Below are 15,597 nucleotides of genomic sequence, written 5' to 3' on the forward strand. Positions count from 1 at the left end.
CAGAAGAATGAACGCAGAGATATTTAAATACACTGATACTTTTGAATTTGAATCCGGCCGCACGATTGAAGGTTTAGAGATAGGCTTTCATACCTATGGCAGGTTAAATAAAGAAAAAAATAATGTTGTTTGGGTATGCCACGCGCTTACTGCCAACAGCGACGTATTTGACTGGTGGAAAGGCCTTATTGGTGAGGGTTATTTCTTTAACCCGGAAGAGCATTTTATAGTTTGTGCTAATATTTTGGGTTCGCCGTATGGTACTACAAGTCCGCTGAGTGTTAACCCGGTTACGGGGCAGCCGTATTACCTATCCTATCCGCAGTTTACTACAAGGGATATGATAAAGGCGCACCAACTGCTTGCCGACCATTTACAGATCAATAATATCAGTGTATTGATAGGCGGTTCATTAGGTGGCCAACAGGCTATGGAATGGGCAATCATTGAGCCGGAACGCATCAAAAATCTTATTCTGATTGCTACCAATGCCAAGCACTCACCATGGGGCATTGCGTTTAATGAGTCGCAGCGCTTAGCCATTAAGGCCGACCGTACTTTTTACAGCAACACGCCGGAAGGTGGTCAAAAAGGCTTAAAAGCAGCCCGGAGCATCGCGCTTTTAAGCTATCGTACTTATAAAACCTATGGTATTACCCAGCAGGAAGAAAGCGATGATGTGAAAGATAATTTCCGCTCATCGTCATACCAAAACTACCAGGGCGAGAAACTGGTGAACCGCTATAATGCCTATAGCTATTGGTATCTGACAAAAGTGATGGATTCGCACAATGTGGGCCGTGGCCGTAACGGGGTTGACAAGGCATTGAGCCTGATCAAGGCTAAAACATTGGTTATCGGTATTTCATCGGATGTGTTATTCCCTATCGAGGAGCAGCAATACCTTTTCAGGCATATCCCGAAAGCTGCCTTTGCCGAACTTGATTCGTTTTATGGGCACGACGGATTTTTAATTGAAACAGAAGCATTAACAAACATATTTACATCGTTTTTTAAAACCGATGTGAAAGGAAAAATTATAGAACTGCAACGTACAGCGTAATGAGTAAAAAGTTAAATATCGGCCTCTTCGGATTTGGAGTTGTGGGCCAGGGTTTATATGATATCGTAAAAACAAAAAAGCTAAACATTGAGATAGTAAAATTTGCTATTAAAGACCCAACCAAAAAACGTTCTTTACCGGCTCATTTATTTACTACCGATAAAGAAGAACTGCTTAATAACCCCGAGATCAACACGATAGTTGAGTTGATTAATGATACCGAAGCTGCTTTTGAAATTGTTTCAAGGGCCCTGAAATCTGGCAAGAACGTAGTATCGGCCAGTAAAAAAATGATTGCCCTGCATTTAGATGAGCTGATCGAGATCCAGCATCAATACGGAACCTCGTTACTATATGAAGGCGCAGTTTGCGGTAGTATCCCTATCATCCGTAATCTTGAGGAATATTATGACAACGAATTACTGCACTCTATAAGCGGCATTTTCAACGGTTCATCAAATTATATCCTTTCAAAAGGTTTTATCGAAGGTTTGGATTATGACAGTGCCTTAAAACAAGCCCAGGACCTTGGTTTTGCCGAAACTGATCCAACCAGTGATGTTGGCGGTTTTGATGCCAAATATAAACTGGTTATCGCGGCTGCCCATGCTTACGGTGTGGTGGTACAGCCGGACGAGGTATTTAACCTGGGAATCCAAAACCTTGCCGCTGCAGATCTGCAATATGCCCGCGAAAAGAACCTCAAAATTAAACTGGTACCCGTAGCTAAAGAACTTGACGACCGCAACGTTGCCCTGTTCGTGTTGCCAAAATTTGTAAACGATAAAGAGTTTTTATACAACGTTGAATACGAATACAACGGCGTAACGGTACAGGCAGCTTTTGCCGATCAGCAATTCTTTTTCGGAAAAGGCGCTGGTGGCCACCCTACCGGCTCTGCTGTACTGTCGGATATAGCGGCTTTACGCTATAACTACCAGTACGAGTACAAAAAGGCAAAAGAAAAAACAGATCTTAATTTTACCAATAACATTGAATTAACGGTTTATCTGCGTTATGATGATGAAGAACTGGTTGAAGCGCTGAACTTCGAACACATTAATGAGCGCTACTACTCAGGTAATTATAAATTTGTTATAGGAAAAATCAATTTACAAAATCTGATTGCCAACCAACAACGTATATCTGACAGCAAGGCTTTCGTAGCCTTTGCCGATCAGCTTACGGGGGTCAGCTTAGCATCGGCAGCTAAACAGACAGCTGAAGTTTTTTAGTAGATTCCTTCGGTTGTTTTAATATAAAAAGGCTTCTCCAAACGGGAAGCCTTTTTAGTTACATGCCGGTTAATTTCATTTGGCAAAATACGCTCCTATTCTTCTGGCAAAAGCTACTGTAATTATGCCGATGAATATTTTTGAGCCCTCAGCTATAATGTTGCTTTGTTCGTTACCATTAATAAGCGTATACATGTGATATAAGAAATCAGGCGCGGTGCTAACTAACAGGAGTCCGCCAATTATCACCAGGGATATTTCGTAAATAATATTTCGCTCTGCAAAAAGCTTCGCGTTTTCTTTATAATCACTTTCCCGGGTGATCCAGCGGGTAATTCTTTTTGTGCCGGCAATCAGCAGTATCGCCAATACCATCAGGAAAATAAAGTTTAAAGAATTTACAAGTACTAAATTTTCATGGTCGGTAGGCTGTTCACCAGGCGAACCCGTATGATTGCCTATAAAAGTGATTAGGTTCGGAAGTTTAGAGATATCGGCTACCAGCAGGTAGATGCCCAATACTTTAATGGCGACCTCATAGATGTCGGATTTTTTCATTCGCTTTAATTAGGGATTAATTGGTTTATGGCTTACAAGGTAAACAATTGTACCACAAGTAAAAGAGAAATGAAGGTCCGGGGGGTAATTATTCCAGGTAATAATGCCTGATCCTGTTCAAACCCTCATCAAGTTCATAAACCAGGGGTACGGCGGTAGGTATTTCCAGGGAAGTTACTTCTTCGTCGTTTAAATTATCAATATATTTTATCAGCGACCTAAGGCTGTTGCCATGCGCCACTATAATAACCTTTTGATTGCGCCGCATAGCCCTCACAATTCTTTCATTCCAAAACGGCAGCACTCTATCCATCGTTTCACTAAGGTTTTCAGTTAAGGGCAATTCACGCTCGGTTAAATCTTTATATCTAAGATCATGGCCCGGATACCGGGGATCTTCTTTTGTTATCGCCGGCGGATGTTCATTAGGATCACGCCGCCATTTTAATACCTGCTCTTCCCCGTATTGGGCAATAGTTTCATCTTTATTCAGTCCCTGTAAGGCTCCATAAAAACGTTCGTTCAAACGCCATGATTTTTCAACCGGGATCCAAAGATGATCAAGCTCCTCAAGCATGTAATGTAATGTCTTGATCGACCGTTTCAGGTACGATGTAAAGCCGATATCAAAGTTATAGCCATTTTTATTCAGGATTTTTCCGGCGTTGTGGGCTTGCTCGTACCCTTTGTCTGATAGGTCTACATCTTCCCAGCCTGTAAAACGGTTTTGCTGATTGAAAACACTTTCGCCGTGGCGGATTAATACTAATTTTTGCATAGGTATTTAGTTAACGCAAAAGTAAGTTAAGGGTTGTGAAAAACTTGCTTAATATTTATAAATCAGTTAGCTTGCGGTACAAACCAAATAAACTAAAACCTATTATGATCCCTACTACACCAGTACCGGTGAAGGATGGCATTGCCAATCCGGCGCCGCTTGGCCTGTGCGCTTTCGGTATGACAACCGTTTTATTAAACATTCACAATGCCGGCTTTTTTGAAATGAATACCATGATCCTGGCCATGGGTATATTTTATGGCGGACTGGCACAGGTAATTGCAGGTGTTATCGAAGCAAAAAAGAATAATACTTTCGGGCTGACAGCATTTACCTCGTATGGCTTTTTCTGGCTTTCGTTAGTTGGATTACTGGTGATGCCTAAGCTTGGCTGGGGCGTTGCTCCGTCTGAAGGAGCTATGATTGCTTACCTTAGCATCTGGGGCGTATTTACCTTCCTGTTGTTTTTTGGTACACTAAAGCTCAACCGCGCATTACAATTTGTTTTTGCTTCGTTAACCGTATTGTTTTTCCTGCTGGTAGCGGGCGATGCTACCGGAAATGCAAGTATCAAGCATCTGGCTGGATATGAAGGTATCATTTGCGGTGCTTCGGCTATATATACCGGTATTGCCAATGTGCTGAATGAAGTTTACGGAAAAACTGTTTTACCTATTGGCCCGGTGAAGGTTTAATTTTTTTCAGCTAAATTGCGTGGGTGAAAGATTATAAAAAATATTACAGCATACCGGCCACTCCCGAAGAGATTTATATGGCCATCACCAATCCCATTACCATCGAACTTTGGACTGGCGAAGTAGCGGAAATGTCTACCGAACCCGGCACCGAATTTTCTATGTGGGATGGTAGCATTGTAGGTAAAAACCTCGAGTTTGAGCCCAATAAAAAGGTTGTTCAGCAATGGTATTTTGAGGGACAGAGCGATAACTCTATCGTGACCATCAAACTGCATGCTGATAAAAATGGCACATCGGCAGAGCTAAGGCATACCAACATACCCGACGATGATTATAACGACATTGTTGAAGGCTGGAATGATAGTTATTTCGGAGGCCTGATAGACTTTTTTGAGGGCGCTTAATACATTCTAAAAACAAAATACTTTATACCCATGAAACAAGGCCTTTTGATTGATATGGATGGGGTGATTTACAGCGGCGAAGAATTGATATTCGGCGCTGATAAGTTCATCAAGCATCTTATTGATAATGATATCCCGTTTACTTTTATGACCAACAACAGTCAGCGTACCAGTCTGGAGGTTGTACGTAAGCTTAAAAGGCTGGGAATAACCGTTGAAACTAAACATGTTTATACCAGTGCAATGGCTACCGGTAAATTCCTGGGCGATCAAAGCCCAAATGGTACGGCGTTTGTATTGGGCGAAGGTGGCTTGTTGACCAGTCTGCATGAAAACGGTATCACATTGGTTGATTCCGATCCGGAATTTGTTGTTTTAGGTGAAGGCAGAAACTTTACCCTGGAGATGGTACAGCGTGCGGTTGATATGATCCTGGCTGGTGCCAAATTTATAACAACCAACCGGGACCCTTCTCCTAAAAAACCGGGATGGAATAACCTGGGTATTGCGGCAACAACCGCTATGATTGAGGAAGCAACCGGTCGTAAGGCATTTGTAACGGGTAAACCAAGCCCGGTGATGATGCGCTCGGCGAGAAAATTCCTGGGCCTTGAAACAGCCGAAACAACCGTAATTGGTGATACCATGGAAACCGATATTCAGGGCGGCGTGCAAATGGGATATAAAACTATTTTGGTTTTATCGGGTATTTCCAGCAAAGATCAGTTAAGCCATTATGCGTTTAAACCTGACATGGTAGCCAGCTCGGTTGACAAAATAGTTTTCCCGCTTAAGTGGTGGCAATAAGATAATCTTCTTTTTTATAATAAAGCGGACGGTCCAAAAAGATCGTCCGCTTTTTGTTTATAGCAATATCCTATGGTTAAAACCTGGAAGAATATTTAACTGAAACCTAATATCATTAAGCTTTTTTTAAGTATTTTTTAATAGTGTCAGGCTTTATTTGCTCCCAACCAATTAAACTAATGCCTGCCCTATAAGGCTGCGGTTAACTATTAAACCAATATTGCTATTTATGCCTTCACTCGTTTTTAAGCCACCGTAAGGCTTATGGCAGGTAGCACCTGTATTTTGTTAACAAACCAATCTATCAAACAATTACATCTGAATTTATGAACTTAAAAAAACTTTATGTTTTAAGCTGTGCGCTTATTATTGGCATCCTAAGTGCCTGCTCAAAAAAAGAACTGGCAGGAAATCCGGCTAATGCTAATAACAATCAATCCAAAATAAAAACTGCCGCTTCACCTGCCGGTGATGTTGTGGGTAAAATCACCGTAGGCTACCAGGGCTGGTTTGCCGCTATTGGCGATGGTTCCCCCATTAATTTGTGGTGGCATTGGTCAAACCCCAATAACCAGGCCCCTAATGCCAATAATATCGGGGTAAAATCATGGCCGGATGTGCGGGAATATACCAGCACTTATCAAACCGGTTTTGCCAATTTGAATAATGGCAGCCCGGCAAAACTGTTTTCTTCCTTTAATGATCAAACGGTAAATGTGCAGTTTCAGTGGATGCAGCAAAATAATATCGACTGCGCCGCGCTGCAGCGTTTTAACCCAACCGGCGGTGAAGGTCCTGTACGCGATGCCATAACTGCCAAAGTAAAAACCGCAGCCGAGGCTACGGGCCGTAAATTTTATATCATGTACGATGTTGGCGGGTGGACAAACATGCAATCGGAAATAAAAACCGACTGGACAACCAAAATGTCGGCCTATACTTCGTCATCAGCTTATGCTAAACAGAACGGTAAACCGGTAGTATGTATCTGGGGCTTTGGTTTTAATGACGATAACCATCCGTTTTCGGCAGCCGTTTGCCTTGACGTGATCAACTGGTTTAAAAGCCAGGGCTGCTACGTTATAGGTGGCGTACCTGCTTATTGGCGCGATCCTAATGCCAGTGAGGTGCGGCCTAATTTTTTGCCGACCTTTAACGCGTTAAATATGATCTCGCCCTGGATGATTGGCAAGATTGGTACTATAACTGAGGCCAATAATTTTTATAACAATACACAGGTTGGCGATCAGGCGTATTGTAACGCCAATGGTATTGATTACCAGCCCTGTGTTTTGCCCGGCGATCTGCAGTTACGGCAGCGCGTACACGGCGACCTGATGTGGACACAGTTTTATAACCTGATCCGTGGTGGTGCGCAGGGATTGTATATATCAATGTTTGATGAGTATAATGAAGGTAACCAGATTGCCAAAACAACAGAAAACTCATCATTTGTGCCTGCCGGATCAAACTTCTTATCGCTGGATGAGGATGGCACCATTTGTTCTGCCGATTATTACCTGCGGTTAACAGGTGACGGTGGCCGGATGTTAAAAGGACAAATAGCGCTCACCGCCGTGCGCCCGACAGCCCCGATGGCAGGTGGCAGCAATCCAGGCACGCCTCCAATCGGGCAAACTATAACATTAAAAGGCTCAAACAACAATTACGTAAGCAGCGAAAACGGTACACAGCCTATGAACTGTAACAGGCCTACTGCAGGTGGTTGGGAACAGTTTACCATTGTTAATGCAGGCAGCGGTAAAGTTGCCTTGTTAAATTCGGGTAAATATGTATCATCTGAAAATGGCACCCAGGCTATTAACTGTAACCGCACATCTGTAGGCCCTTGGGAACAGTTTGATTGGGTGAGCAATGCCGATGGTACTGTCTCTTTCCGTGGAAGCAATGGCAAGTATATATCAGGTGAGAATGGTACACAGGCCATGACTTGTAACCGTGCCACCATTGGGGGATGGGAGTCATTCCGGGTGAATCAATAGACTTATTTAATAAAAAAGAGGCTGTTGGAATGACAGCCTCTTTTTTATATAACCGATAAAGGATTTGAAAAATCTCCCGGTTTTATACCATCACTCTCGTCAATACATCTATCAATTCTCTAATTTCAAAAGGTTTGCCTATATAGGCATCTGCTTCGCCTATGGCGGCCATTTGTTTGATTGCCGGGTTCGCTGAGATCAATACAACAGGTATATCTTTTGTTGGAGGCTTGGATTTAAATAGTATACACATGATATGCCCGCTTATGCCTGGCAGGTTTTCATCAAGCAAAAAGCAATCAGGCTGCAGGGCAACTATTTCTTCCAACGTGGTGAAAGCTTTAAATCCTGAAACCCGGAAACCCGCGTGCTCAAGCAATAAGGTTGTGGAATCAAGTATATCTGCCTCATCTTCTATTAATACAATATGTTTACCCATAAATTACCCTGTTCTACGATATTATTGCTTTAGTAGTTGCACGGTCGCGAAAGTATGCTAAAATCTGTAACCAGATCTTTAATCTCTGCGTCTTAGTTGAAAAGCATATGCCACACACCGCCATGAAAAATAGCATACAATACTTGTACCATAAATTCAGCCGTTCATTTTTACTTATCATATTAGCCTCATTCGCCTTCTGTATTAGCCTGAACGCTCAAATAACAACTCCAAACGGAAAGGTTATAAGTAGTACTGCCATGGATAGTTTTCTGCAAAAACAGATGGATTCGCTTCAACTTCCGGGGCTATCAATCGCGTTCATTAATAAAGGTAAAATTGTTTATCACCGTGCTTTTGGGGTGACGGATATTAAAACAAAAACACCGATTGACGAGCAGTCTATTTTTGAGGCGGCATCACTTTCAAAACCGGTATTTACCTATTGGGTTATGAAATTGGTTGACCGGGGCCTACTAAACCTTGATACCCCGTTGTATAAATATCTTCCCTATCCGGATATCGCGAAGGATGAGCGATACAAGTTAATCACTGCCCGCATGGTGCTTTCCCATCAATCGGGGCTTCCGAACTGGCGTTTCAATACTGCCGATTCTGCATTGCACGTTAAACCGGGCGCGCTTTACCTGAATTTTAAACCGGGCACTTCGTTCGGGTATTCTGGTGAAGGTTTTCTTTACCTGGGCAAGGTGGTAGCGCATCTGCTTAATCTGTCATTACAAAATATGGAGCCTGTGTTTGAAAGAGAAGTGGCTGTTCCGCTACACATGGCCCACAGTTCGTACACCGCTAATCCTTATATTTTGAAACATAAAGTAAAGGGCCACCAGGGTGGACATATAGACCCTGCTAATGGATTAAACTGGCCGGTATTGCCATCTATGGGGATAGATTCAAATACATTTAACCCGGCAGCCTCACTACATACTAACGCCCTGGACTACGCTGCACTCATCATAGCATTGATGAAAGATAAAGGGTTAAGCCCGGCAAGCATCAGGGAGATGTATCGCCCGCAACTGAATGTTCCTCTTCCTGTGGATTTCCGTAAAGCCGGTTATTCAACCTGGGGATTGGGTGTAGCAATTGAGCAAAAGCAATCAGATACCTTTTATGTCCATTCGGGTAATAACGGCAACTTTCAATCCGCTTTTTTGATGGATAAAACCCGGCAATGCGGCTATGTGTTTTTTACCAATTGCGACCATGGCAACAGTTTTAATGAGAAACTGGAAGCTTTCCTTTCGCTTAAATAGGATTGCTATATTTGTTGCATGGATACACCACTCCAACTTTCCACTTTTGAATCTGAATTTCGCGTTCGCCCCGATGATATAGATATGTTTCAGCATGTGCATAACAGTAAATACTTTGACTATGTATTAGCTGCCCGTTATGATCAAATGGAGCGCTGTTACGGCATGGCCATGGAGAAATTTATGGAACGTGGCTTCGGTTGGGTGGTGCGCACCGCTCACGTTGATTATAAGCGTGCCTTAACCATGGGCGATCACTTTGTTGTGAAAACCGGTATCGAAAGTATAGACGACAAAGGCTGCCGTGTAAAGTTTACCATCACCAATAAAGCCACTAAAAAAATATGCTGCGATGGCTGGTTTGATTATGTGATGATTGATATGGCAACCGGTCGTGGCGCGAAGATCCCGCAGGATGTAATTGACCAATACCTTATCTGATCATTAACTGCGGGGGTGAAACTGGTTTATCGTGCTTTTTAAATATTCCCTGTCCAGGTGAGTATAGATCTCTGTTGTAGTAATACTTTCGTGGCCCAGCATTTCCTGTACTGCGCGTAAATCGGCGCCGCCTTCAACCAAATGCGTTGCAAAGGAATGCCGAAAGGTATGAGGACTGATTTTCTTCTTTAGCCCCACAATTTCAACTAAGTCCTTAATGGTTAAAAAGATGATCTGCCGGCTTAGCCTGGTACCGCGGCGGTTCAGGAAAACGTAGTCCTCTTCTCCTTTTTTTATAGGGTTATGCACCCGTACATTTTCTATCCAGAGTTTAAGCGCTTTTATAGCTTCGCTGCCTATGGGTACCAACCGCTCTTTATTGCCTTTGCCGGTTACTTTTATAAATTCAATATCGAGGTACAAATTTGAGAGTTTGAGCTCGGTGAGTTCGGACACGCGCAAGCCTGAGCCATAGAGTGTTTCAAGGATGGCCTTGTTGCGCATGCCCTCGGGTTTCGAAAGATCTAAGGCCGCTATGATCTTGTTGATCTCTTCATAGCTGAGCGTATCCGGTAGTTTTCGTCTGATTTTTGGCGATTCAAGCAATTCTGACGGATCGGTTTGGATGATATCCTCCATCAGCAGGTATTTATAAAAGGCTTTGATACCGGAAAGGATCCTGGCCTGTGATGAAGGGATCATGCCCAGCTCGTTTATCCAGTTTATAAATCCCCGCAAATTAGTTAAAGTAATTAATTCGGGTTTTAATTTAACAGGCTGTGAATCTGAGTATTGATACAGTTTTTCTATATCCCTGCTATAAGCCTGGATGGAGTTGTCGGACAGCGACTTCTCTAATTTTAAATATGCCTGAAAACCTTTTATTGCCGAACGCCAATCCAATTGATTTTAGTTTTGATGATTTATAGCTAAGTTTGAACTAATGAAGATACAAATTATAAACGGCCCAAATCTGAACCTGTTAGGCGTTCGCGAGAAATCAATTTATGGCGATGCCAGTTTTGAAACCTACCTTGAAACCCTGCGCCAGCGCTTTGCAAACATCACCATTGATTACTATCAAAGTAACATTGAGGGCGAAATTATAAATAAACTGCATGAAATTGGTTTTAGTTATGATGGCATTGTGATGAATGCAGGGGCTTATACCCATACTTCCATAGCTATTGCTGATGCCATTGCAGCTATTAACACACCGGTTATTGAAGTGCATATCTCTAACGTTCATAAGCGCGAAGAGTTCAGGCATAAATCAATGATAGCGGCCAATTGTCGTGGCGTAATTGCCGGTTTCGGGATGGACAGCTATCGCTTGGCCCTTGAAAATCTGATGCTTAAATAGTATAAAAATATTTTATCATTTTGATAAAACGCTTTTGCAATTAAAGCGTTTAAACTTTGCTTTTAGCTTATAGTTTCAGATGCCTAAAATATTCAAAGTAGCCGCGCTAACCTTACTTTTTGTTACACTGTTATCCAGTGTTGATACGTTTGCTCAAACCAAAAAGAAAAAAACACATTCGGTAAGGGATTCGCTTCGCGCCTCTATCCTATCTCGCGACTCGATGATGCGGGCGCTTAAACGCTCGGATACATCCGTAAATAACTTGCTGCAAAAGGTTGAATATTATACATCTGCCTTTAATCAGATTAAAAGCAATCTTTCAAAAAAGTTAGATACTGCCGATATCAGTACGAAATTGCCGTCGTTTGAAAGGCGGGTTACCCTTATTAAATCGCTTATTGATAACGATAAATCAAGTACCTTGAGGTACTTATATACCATAAGGGACGTGCTCACCCGCAGTGATGACCAGCTTGACTTGTGGCAGGAGCAACTTGCAGATATTAACAGCAAACTTGTTCAAAACCAGAATGATCTTGATGCCATATCCCGTGATAGTGTTTTAAAGATCCTGCCGGCTGATAGTTCGCTGGCTACTACTTATCTTATTCAGAAAATAGCTATCGACAGCAAATATCATCGTTTGGACACCACCAATAAAAAGGTGATGGTAAAGATAGGCTTGCTGCAAAACCGTACTTCGGCCGTTTATATTTCGATACTCGACCTTAAAGACCAGATTGATACCAAAATCCGGGATTTTAGTATCAGGGCCATGTCGCAGGAGTACAGCAACATCTGGAACATGAATGCCGATGAGGGCAGTGATTTCGGCACAGCCACCAAAGCTACTGCCGACATGAACGCGAAGCTTTTTAACTTTTTCATCGGCCGGGATATCCTGATCCACATTGGAGGTTTAGTGTTGTTATTCGCGTTTTTTGCCTGGGTACGTGCCAGCAGGCGCAGAATACTACGTGATAATGATACGCCCGAAAGTGTGTTCAGTCAGGCCAGTTATGTTGTAAATCATCCTTTTGTATCGTCGCTTATCATTACGTTCACGCTGCTTCCTAATTTTTATGACCACCCGCCTGTGGTTGTACTGGAAATGTTTTTGCTGGTCCTGATGATAGCCATACTGTACATGGTGAAAAAATCGTGCCCGGCAACTATGTTCCGCTTTATGCTGCAGTTGTTTGGCATTACTATCCTTTACAGCCTGAGCAATCTTTATATCCAGGTAACTAATTTCGACAGGGTTGCTATTTTGATTTTAGGCTTTGCCGCATCGGTAGTAAGTTTCAGGTTTTTATCAAAAGTGCGTAGGGCTAAGGATGAGTACCTGCCATATACCAGCTTTATACTTAAGGTTTTTATATTTTTCCAGGGAGCCTCCTTTTTTTGCAATGTTTTTGGCCGCGTAAGTCTGGCTAAGATCATTGGTGTTAGCATAGTATACAATCTTTGGCTTGCCCTGGCAATGTATTACATTGTGCACATCATTATGGAGGCACTTTTCCTGCAACTGGAAGCAGGCAAAAAAAGCAACAACCTCACCTCGTTCATCGATTACAAATTATTGCAAAATAAGTTCAGAAGCGTATTGAGTATACTGGCTACCATTCTTTGGCTGGTTATGCTCACCCAAAACCTGAATATTGAAGATACTGTATTTGACTCCCTGGGCGATTTCCTGACCAAGAGCCGGAGTATAGGTGGTACCAATACGCAATTCACCTTTCAAAGCGTAATCATATTCGTGGCTGTGATCTGGCTTTCTTCTATCGCTTCAAAGATCATCAGCTATTTATATGATGTTGCCGCCAAGCACGCCAATGATATCGATGTAGCCAAGAAAAAGAACCGAACTTCTACCCTGCTGATCCGTATTGGAGTGATAGCTTTAGGTTTCTTCCTGGCCGTTGCGGCTTCGGGGGTCCCAATTGATAAAATAACCATCATAATCAGTGCTTTTGGTATAGGTATCGGTTTTGGTTTACAGAACATTGTAAACAACCTGGTATCGGGCTTGATATTGGCCTTTGAGAAACCTATTCAGGTTGGCGATATTATCGAGGTAGATAGCCGTTCAGGTACTATTATGGATATTGGCATTCGTGCCAGCAAGATAGCTACAGCTGATGGTGCGGAAGTGATCATTCCAAATGGCGACCTGATATCGCATCACGTAATTAACTGGACCTTAAGTAATAATAACCGCCGGGTTGAATTAATTATTGGGGTGGCATACGGTTCGGACATAGAAAAAGTAAAAGGAGTATTGTTGAGCGTATTGACCAACCATGATGATATCATGTCCCAGCCTTCACCATCTGTGTTTCTGCATAACCTGAACGAAAGCTCGGTTGATTTCCGGGTGTTTTTCTGGGCCGCCGACATCAATACCTGGCTGGGACTAAAAAGCCGCGTATTGGGCAATATTTATGATGCATTCAACAGGGAGGGTATTGATATACCATTCCGCCAGCAGGATGTGCGGGTAATATGGCCTAAAGGCTTGCCTCCTATTAAAATAGAAGCGCCGGGACTAAGTAGCACTGAAGAAGAGCAGGGTACAGACGATACTAAAACTCCGAAGGATCAAGATCAGTAAAATGGATTTTCTTTTTCACAAAGAAAGCCCAAACAATACTGCCTTTGAATATACCGGCAGTGTTTTGCGGTGCATCACCTTTCGCCTTTTGCCTTTTGCCTTTCGGCTTAAATAAGCTTAATACAAAGCTTTGGTGTGCCCTGCTTACTGCCCAGGCATCTTTGCGCTTGCCTTCCATTAAAAACCGGATCAAAGCGAGCAGATCCATCATGAAACGGATACAGATCACCCAAAAGGCCCGACCGAATGGAAGGTTCTTTTTTATAAGAAACAGGTTGTTCCGGAAGTTGAGGTAAGTTTTAAAAGGATTTTCGGCATTAAGCGTGCCGCCGCCAACATGGTATATGGTTGATTGCGCGCAATACATCACCTTGTAGCCCATGTTTTTTAAACGCCAGCAAAGGTCAATTTCTTCCATGTGGGCGAAAAAGCTTTCATCAAAGCCCCCAACCTCATCCCAGATGCTTTTTTTGATAAATAATGAAGCGCCTGAAGCCCAGAAAACCTCACCTGATTGCTCATATTGCCCATTATCTTTCTCCAGTTCATAAAAGATCCTGCCACGGCAAAACGGGTAACCATGTTTATCAATAAAACCACCGGCAGCACCGGCATGCTCAAAGTAATCTTTTTGAGCATATGACCTGATTTTAGGTGCAGCAGCGGCTATTAAGCTGTCACTTTCCATTAACGCTATGACAGGCTCTATCCAGCCGGGTATAACTTCAACGTCTGAGTTAAGGAGGATATAATAATCAGCATTAACCTGGGCCAATACCTTGTTATAGCCACCTGTAAAGCCGTAGTTTTTATCGTTTTGTATGATCCTTACCGAAGGATAGTTTTCGCGCATAAACGCTACAGAATCATCGGATGAGGCATTGTCGCCCATCACAATCTCCAGGTTAGGATATGTTGATGATAATACTGATGGAAGAAATTGTTTAAGGTACTTTAGGCCGTTCCAGTTTAAAATAACTACAGCAACTTTGGGTGTATGGGTCATCTATGTAAATCCTCCGGCTTAAACTTCCATCTCCGGTGCGACCATAACCAATATTGCGGTTCTCGTTTAATCATTCCCTCCAGGTATTTCACGTGCATATCTGTTATTTCGTGTTCGGCAGTTTCTTTTGGTGTTTCGGTAAGCGGGACCAGTGTATATTCATAATATCCGCGCTTTACCCTTTTCATGTCGTAAAAAACAACAGCGGCATCTATTGTTTTAGCAATTTTTTCAATTCCCAAAAACATAGCAGTTGGCTGATTCAAAAAATTAGCGAAATAGTGCGTATCGCTCGCCACCGGTGTTTGATCGCCCACCAGTACAGTAACAGTAAGTTCCTTGCGGTATTCGATCATTTTACGTAAGGTTTGTTTCATTGCTATGGGTTGTCCGCCAAACCTCGACCGGATCTCGATAAAGAAATCATTAAACGTATGGTTGTTTAAAGGTTTGTAAACAATCATGAACCGTTTATCGGTGACAAAGTTAAAATTGAGGGCCGCCATTTCCCAGTTGCAATAATGACCGGCAACTGCAATAATACTCTTACCTTTAGCAAAGTATTCAAATACAAGCTCGGAGTTAGTGGCCACTACCCTTTTCCTGATCTGTTTTTCTGATATGGTAATCATTTTAACGGTTTCCACAATCAGATCGGCCAGGTAACGGTAGTATTTACGCTCAATATCATGCCGCTCCTGGTCTGTTTTTTCGGGAAAAGCATTGCGCAGGTTTTGCTGTACAACATCGCGTCGATAATTAACAATGTAGTAAACAAAAACAAACGCTATATCAGATAAAATGTATAAAAGCCAAAAGGGAAGCAGCGATATAAGGTATAAAATTAATATACCTAACTTAGTAAAGCCCTTTTTTATCATTATTTTTGCAAATTTCGAGCACAA

General features: G+C 42.5%; 16 protein-coding genes. 10 read left to right on the forward strand and 6 right to left on the reverse strand.

Going from position 1 to position 15,597, the window contains the following annotated elements; translation table 11 throughout:
* Positions 1-7 precede the first annotated feature (7 nt).
* Together EAH55_RS24135 and EAH55_RS24140 are read left to right on the forward strand one after the other, a co-directional pair.
* Positions 8-1,063, forward strand: a complete 1,056-nt coding sequence (locus tag EAH55_RS24135) for a homoserine O-acetyltransferase family protein (RefSeq protein WP_121811913.1) — start codon at positions 8-10, stop codon at positions 1,061-1,063.
* Complete coding sequence (locus EAH55_RS24140; RefSeq protein ID WP_112575536.1) at positions 1,063-2,298, forward strand: homoserine dehydrogenase; 1,236 nt, start codon at positions 1,063-1,065, stop codon at positions 2,296-2,298. The genes EAH55_RS24135 and EAH55_RS24140 overlap by 1 nt, the downstream gene beginning before the upstream one ends.
* A gap of 75 nt (positions 2,299-2,373) precedes the next feature.
* Here EAH55_RS24140 and EAH55_RS24145 read toward each other — a convergent pair whose 3' ends face one another.
* On the reverse strand, positions 2,374-2,856 hold the full coding sequence (locus EAH55_RS24145) for a hypothetical protein (protein WP_121811914.1): 483 nt from the start codon (positions 2,854-2,856) through the stop codon (positions 2,374-2,376).
* Positions 2,857-2,944: 88 nt separating this feature from the next.
* On the reverse strand, positions 2,945-3,634 hold the full coding sequence (gpmA, locus tag EAH55_RS24150) for a 2,3-diphosphoglycerate-dependent phosphoglycerate mutase (protein ID WP_112575538.1): 690 nt from the start codon (positions 3,632-3,634) through the stop codon (positions 2,945-2,947).
* 104 nt (positions 3,635-3,738) lie between these two features.
* Here gpmA and EAH55_RS24155 point away from each other — a divergent pair, with 104 nt between their 5' ends.
* From EAH55_RS24155 to EAH55_RS24170, 4 genes are all read left to right on the forward strand, one after another.
* Complete coding sequence (locus EAH55_RS24155; RefSeq protein WP_121812437.1) at positions 3,739-4,329, forward strand: acetate uptake transporter; 591 nt, start codon at positions 3,739-3,741, stop codon at positions 4,327-4,329.
* A gap of 23 nt (positions 4,330-4,352) precedes the next feature.
* Positions 4,353-4,736 carry an SRPBCC domain-containing protein gene (locus EAH55_RS24160; protein ID WP_121811915.1) on the forward strand — a complete coding sequence of 128 codons (384 nt, stop codon included), beginning with the start codon at positions 4,353-4,355 and terminating at the stop codon, positions 4,734-4,736.
* 30 nt (positions 4,737-4,766) lie between these two features.
* On the forward strand, positions 4,767-5,543 hold the full coding sequence (locus EAH55_RS24165) for an HAD-IIA family hydrolase (protein WP_112575540.1): 777 nt from the start codon (positions 4,767-4,769) through the stop codon (positions 5,541-5,543).
* A 326-nt stretch (positions 5,544-5,869) separates the two neighbouring features.
* Positions 5,870-7,546: a lectin gene (locus EAH55_RS24170; RefSeq protein WP_121811916.1), complete on the forward strand. Its 1,677-nt coding sequence runs from the start codon at positions 5,870-5,872 to the stop codon at positions 7,544-7,546.
* 82 nt (positions 7,547-7,628) lie between these two features.
* Here the strand turns inward: EAH55_RS24170 and EAH55_RS24175 are convergent, their stop codons facing one another.
* The gene (locus EAH55_RS24175) at positions 7,629-7,985 is read right to left on the reverse strand and encodes a response regulator (RefSeq protein WP_121811917.1); all 357 of its coding nucleotides are present in this window, start codon (positions 7,983-7,985) and stop codon (positions 7,629-7,631) included.
* 122 nt (positions 7,986-8,107) lie between these two features.
* On the opposite strand from EAH55_RS24175, the gene EAH55_RS24180 reads away from it, so the two are divergent.
* Positions 8,108-9,262: a serine hydrolase domain-containing protein gene (locus EAH55_RS24180; RefSeq protein ID WP_162997015.1), complete on the forward strand. Its 1,155-nt coding sequence runs from the start codon at positions 8,108-8,110 to the stop codon at positions 9,260-9,262.
* An 18-nt stretch (positions 9,263-9,280) separates the two neighbouring features.
* Positions 9,281-9,703: an acyl-CoA thioesterase gene (locus EAH55_RS24185; protein WP_112575544.1), complete on the forward strand. Its 423-nt coding sequence runs from the start codon at positions 9,281-9,283 to the stop codon at positions 9,701-9,703.
* 3 nt (positions 9,704-9,706) lie between these two features.
* Here EAH55_RS24185 and xerD read toward each other — a convergent pair whose 3' ends face one another.
* Positions 9,707-10,606, reverse strand: a complete 900-nt coding sequence (gene xerD / locus EAH55_RS24190) for a site-specific tyrosine recombinase XerD (protein ID WP_121811919.1) — start codon at positions 10,604-10,606, stop codon at positions 9,707-9,709.
* Positions 10,607-10,646: 40 nt separating this feature from the next.
* Between xerD and aroQ the strand changes: the two genes are divergently transcribed.
* Positions 10,647-11,066 carry a type II 3-dehydroquinate dehydratase gene (gene aroQ / locus EAH55_RS24195; RefSeq protein WP_121811920.1) on the forward strand — a complete coding sequence of 140 codons (420 nt, stop codon included), beginning with the start codon at positions 10,647-10,649 and terminating at the stop codon, positions 11,064-11,066.
* Between the two features lie 79 nt (positions 11,067-11,145).
* Positions 11,146-13,686, forward strand: coding sequence for a mechanosensitive ion channel family protein (locus EAH55_RS24200; RefSeq protein WP_121811921.1), 2,541 nt, complete (start codon positions 11,146-11,148; stop codon positions 13,684-13,686).
* Here EAH55_RS24200 and EAH55_RS24205 read toward each other — a convergent pair.
* Together EAH55_RS24205 and EAH55_RS24210 are read right to left on the reverse strand one after the other, a co-directional pair.
* The gene (locus EAH55_RS24205; RefSeq protein WP_121811922.1) at positions 13,658-14,692 is read right to left on the reverse strand and encodes a glycosyltransferase family 2 protein; all 1,035 of its coding nucleotides are present in this window, start codon (positions 14,690-14,692) and stop codon (positions 13,658-13,660) included. The genes EAH55_RS24200 and EAH55_RS24205 overlap by 29 nt on opposite strands.
* On the reverse strand, positions 14,689-15,573 hold the full coding sequence (locus EAH55_RS24210) for a lysophospholipid acyltransferase family protein (RefSeq protein ID WP_121811923.1): 885 nt from the start codon (positions 15,571-15,573) through the stop codon (positions 14,689-14,691). The genes EAH55_RS24205 and EAH55_RS24210 overlap by 4 nt, the downstream gene beginning before the upstream one ends.
* Positions 15,574-15,597: the final 24 nt, after the last annotated feature.

Source organism: Mucilaginibacter kameinonensis, assembly GCF_003675385.1.
GTDB classification, from domain to species: Bacteria; Bacteroidota; Bacteroidia; order Sphingobacteriales; family Sphingobacteriaceae; genus Mucilaginibacter; species Mucilaginibacter kameinonensis.

What these genes read in the sequence shown, in the direction of transcription:
- EAH55_RS24165 (WP_112575540.1), top strand. Translation starts at nt 4,767, where the DNA reads ATGAAACAAGGCCTTTTGATTGATATGGATGGGGTGATTTACAGCGGC.
- EAH55_RS24175 (WP_121811917.1), bottom strand. Translation starts at nt 7,985, where the DNA reads ATGGGTAAACATATTGTATTAATAGAAGATGAGGCAGATATACTTGAT.
- EAH55_RS24205 (WP_121811922.1), bottom strand. Translation starts at nt 14,692, where the DNA reads ATGACCCATACACCCAAAGTTGCTGTAGTTATTTTAAACTGGAACGGC.
- EAH55_RS24185 (WP_112575544.1), top strand. Translation starts at nt 9,281, where the DNA reads ATGGATACACCACTCCAACTTTCCACTTTTGAATCTGAATTTCGCGTT.
- EAH55_RS24155 (WP_121812437.1), top strand. Translation starts at nt 3,739, where the DNA reads ATGATCCCTACTACACCAGTACCGGTGAAGGATGGCATTGCCAATCCG.
- EAH55_RS24200 (WP_121811921.1), top strand. Translation starts at nt 11,146, where the DNA reads ATGCCTAAAATATTCAAAGTAGCCGCGCTAACCTTACTTTTTGTTACA.
- EAH55_RS24170 (WP_121811916.1), top strand. Translation starts at nt 5,870, where the DNA reads ATGAACTTAAAAAAACTTTATGTTTTAAGCTGTGCGCTTATTATTGGC.
- EAH55_RS24180 (WP_162997015.1), top strand. Translation starts at nt 8,108, where the DNA reads ATGAAAAATAGCATACAATACTTGTACCATAAATTCAGCCGTTCATTT.
- EAH55_RS24140 (WP_112575536.1), top strand. Translation starts at nt 1,063, where the DNA reads ATGAGTAAAAAGTTAAATATCGGCCTCTTCGGATTTGGAGTTGTGGGC.
- EAH55_RS24135 (WP_121811913.1), top strand. Translation starts at nt 8, where the DNA reads ATGAACGCAGAGATATTTAAATACACTGATACTTTTGAATTTGAATCC.
- gpmA (WP_112575538.1), bottom strand. Translation starts at nt 3,634, where the DNA reads ATGCAAAAATTAGTATTAATCCGCCACGGCGAAAGTGTTTTCAATCAG.
- EAH55_RS24145 (WP_121811914.1), bottom strand. Translation starts at nt 2,856, where the DNA reads ATGAAAAAATCCGACATCTATGAGGTCGCCATTAAAGTATTGGGCATC.
- EAH55_RS24210 (WP_121811923.1), bottom strand. Translation starts at nt 15,573, where the DNA reads ATGATAAAAAAGGGCTTTACTAAGTTAGGTATATTAATTTTATACCTT.
- aroQ (WP_121811920.1), top strand. Translation starts at nt 10,647, where the DNA reads ATGAAGATACAAATTATAAACGGCCCAAATCTGAACCTGTTAGGCGTT.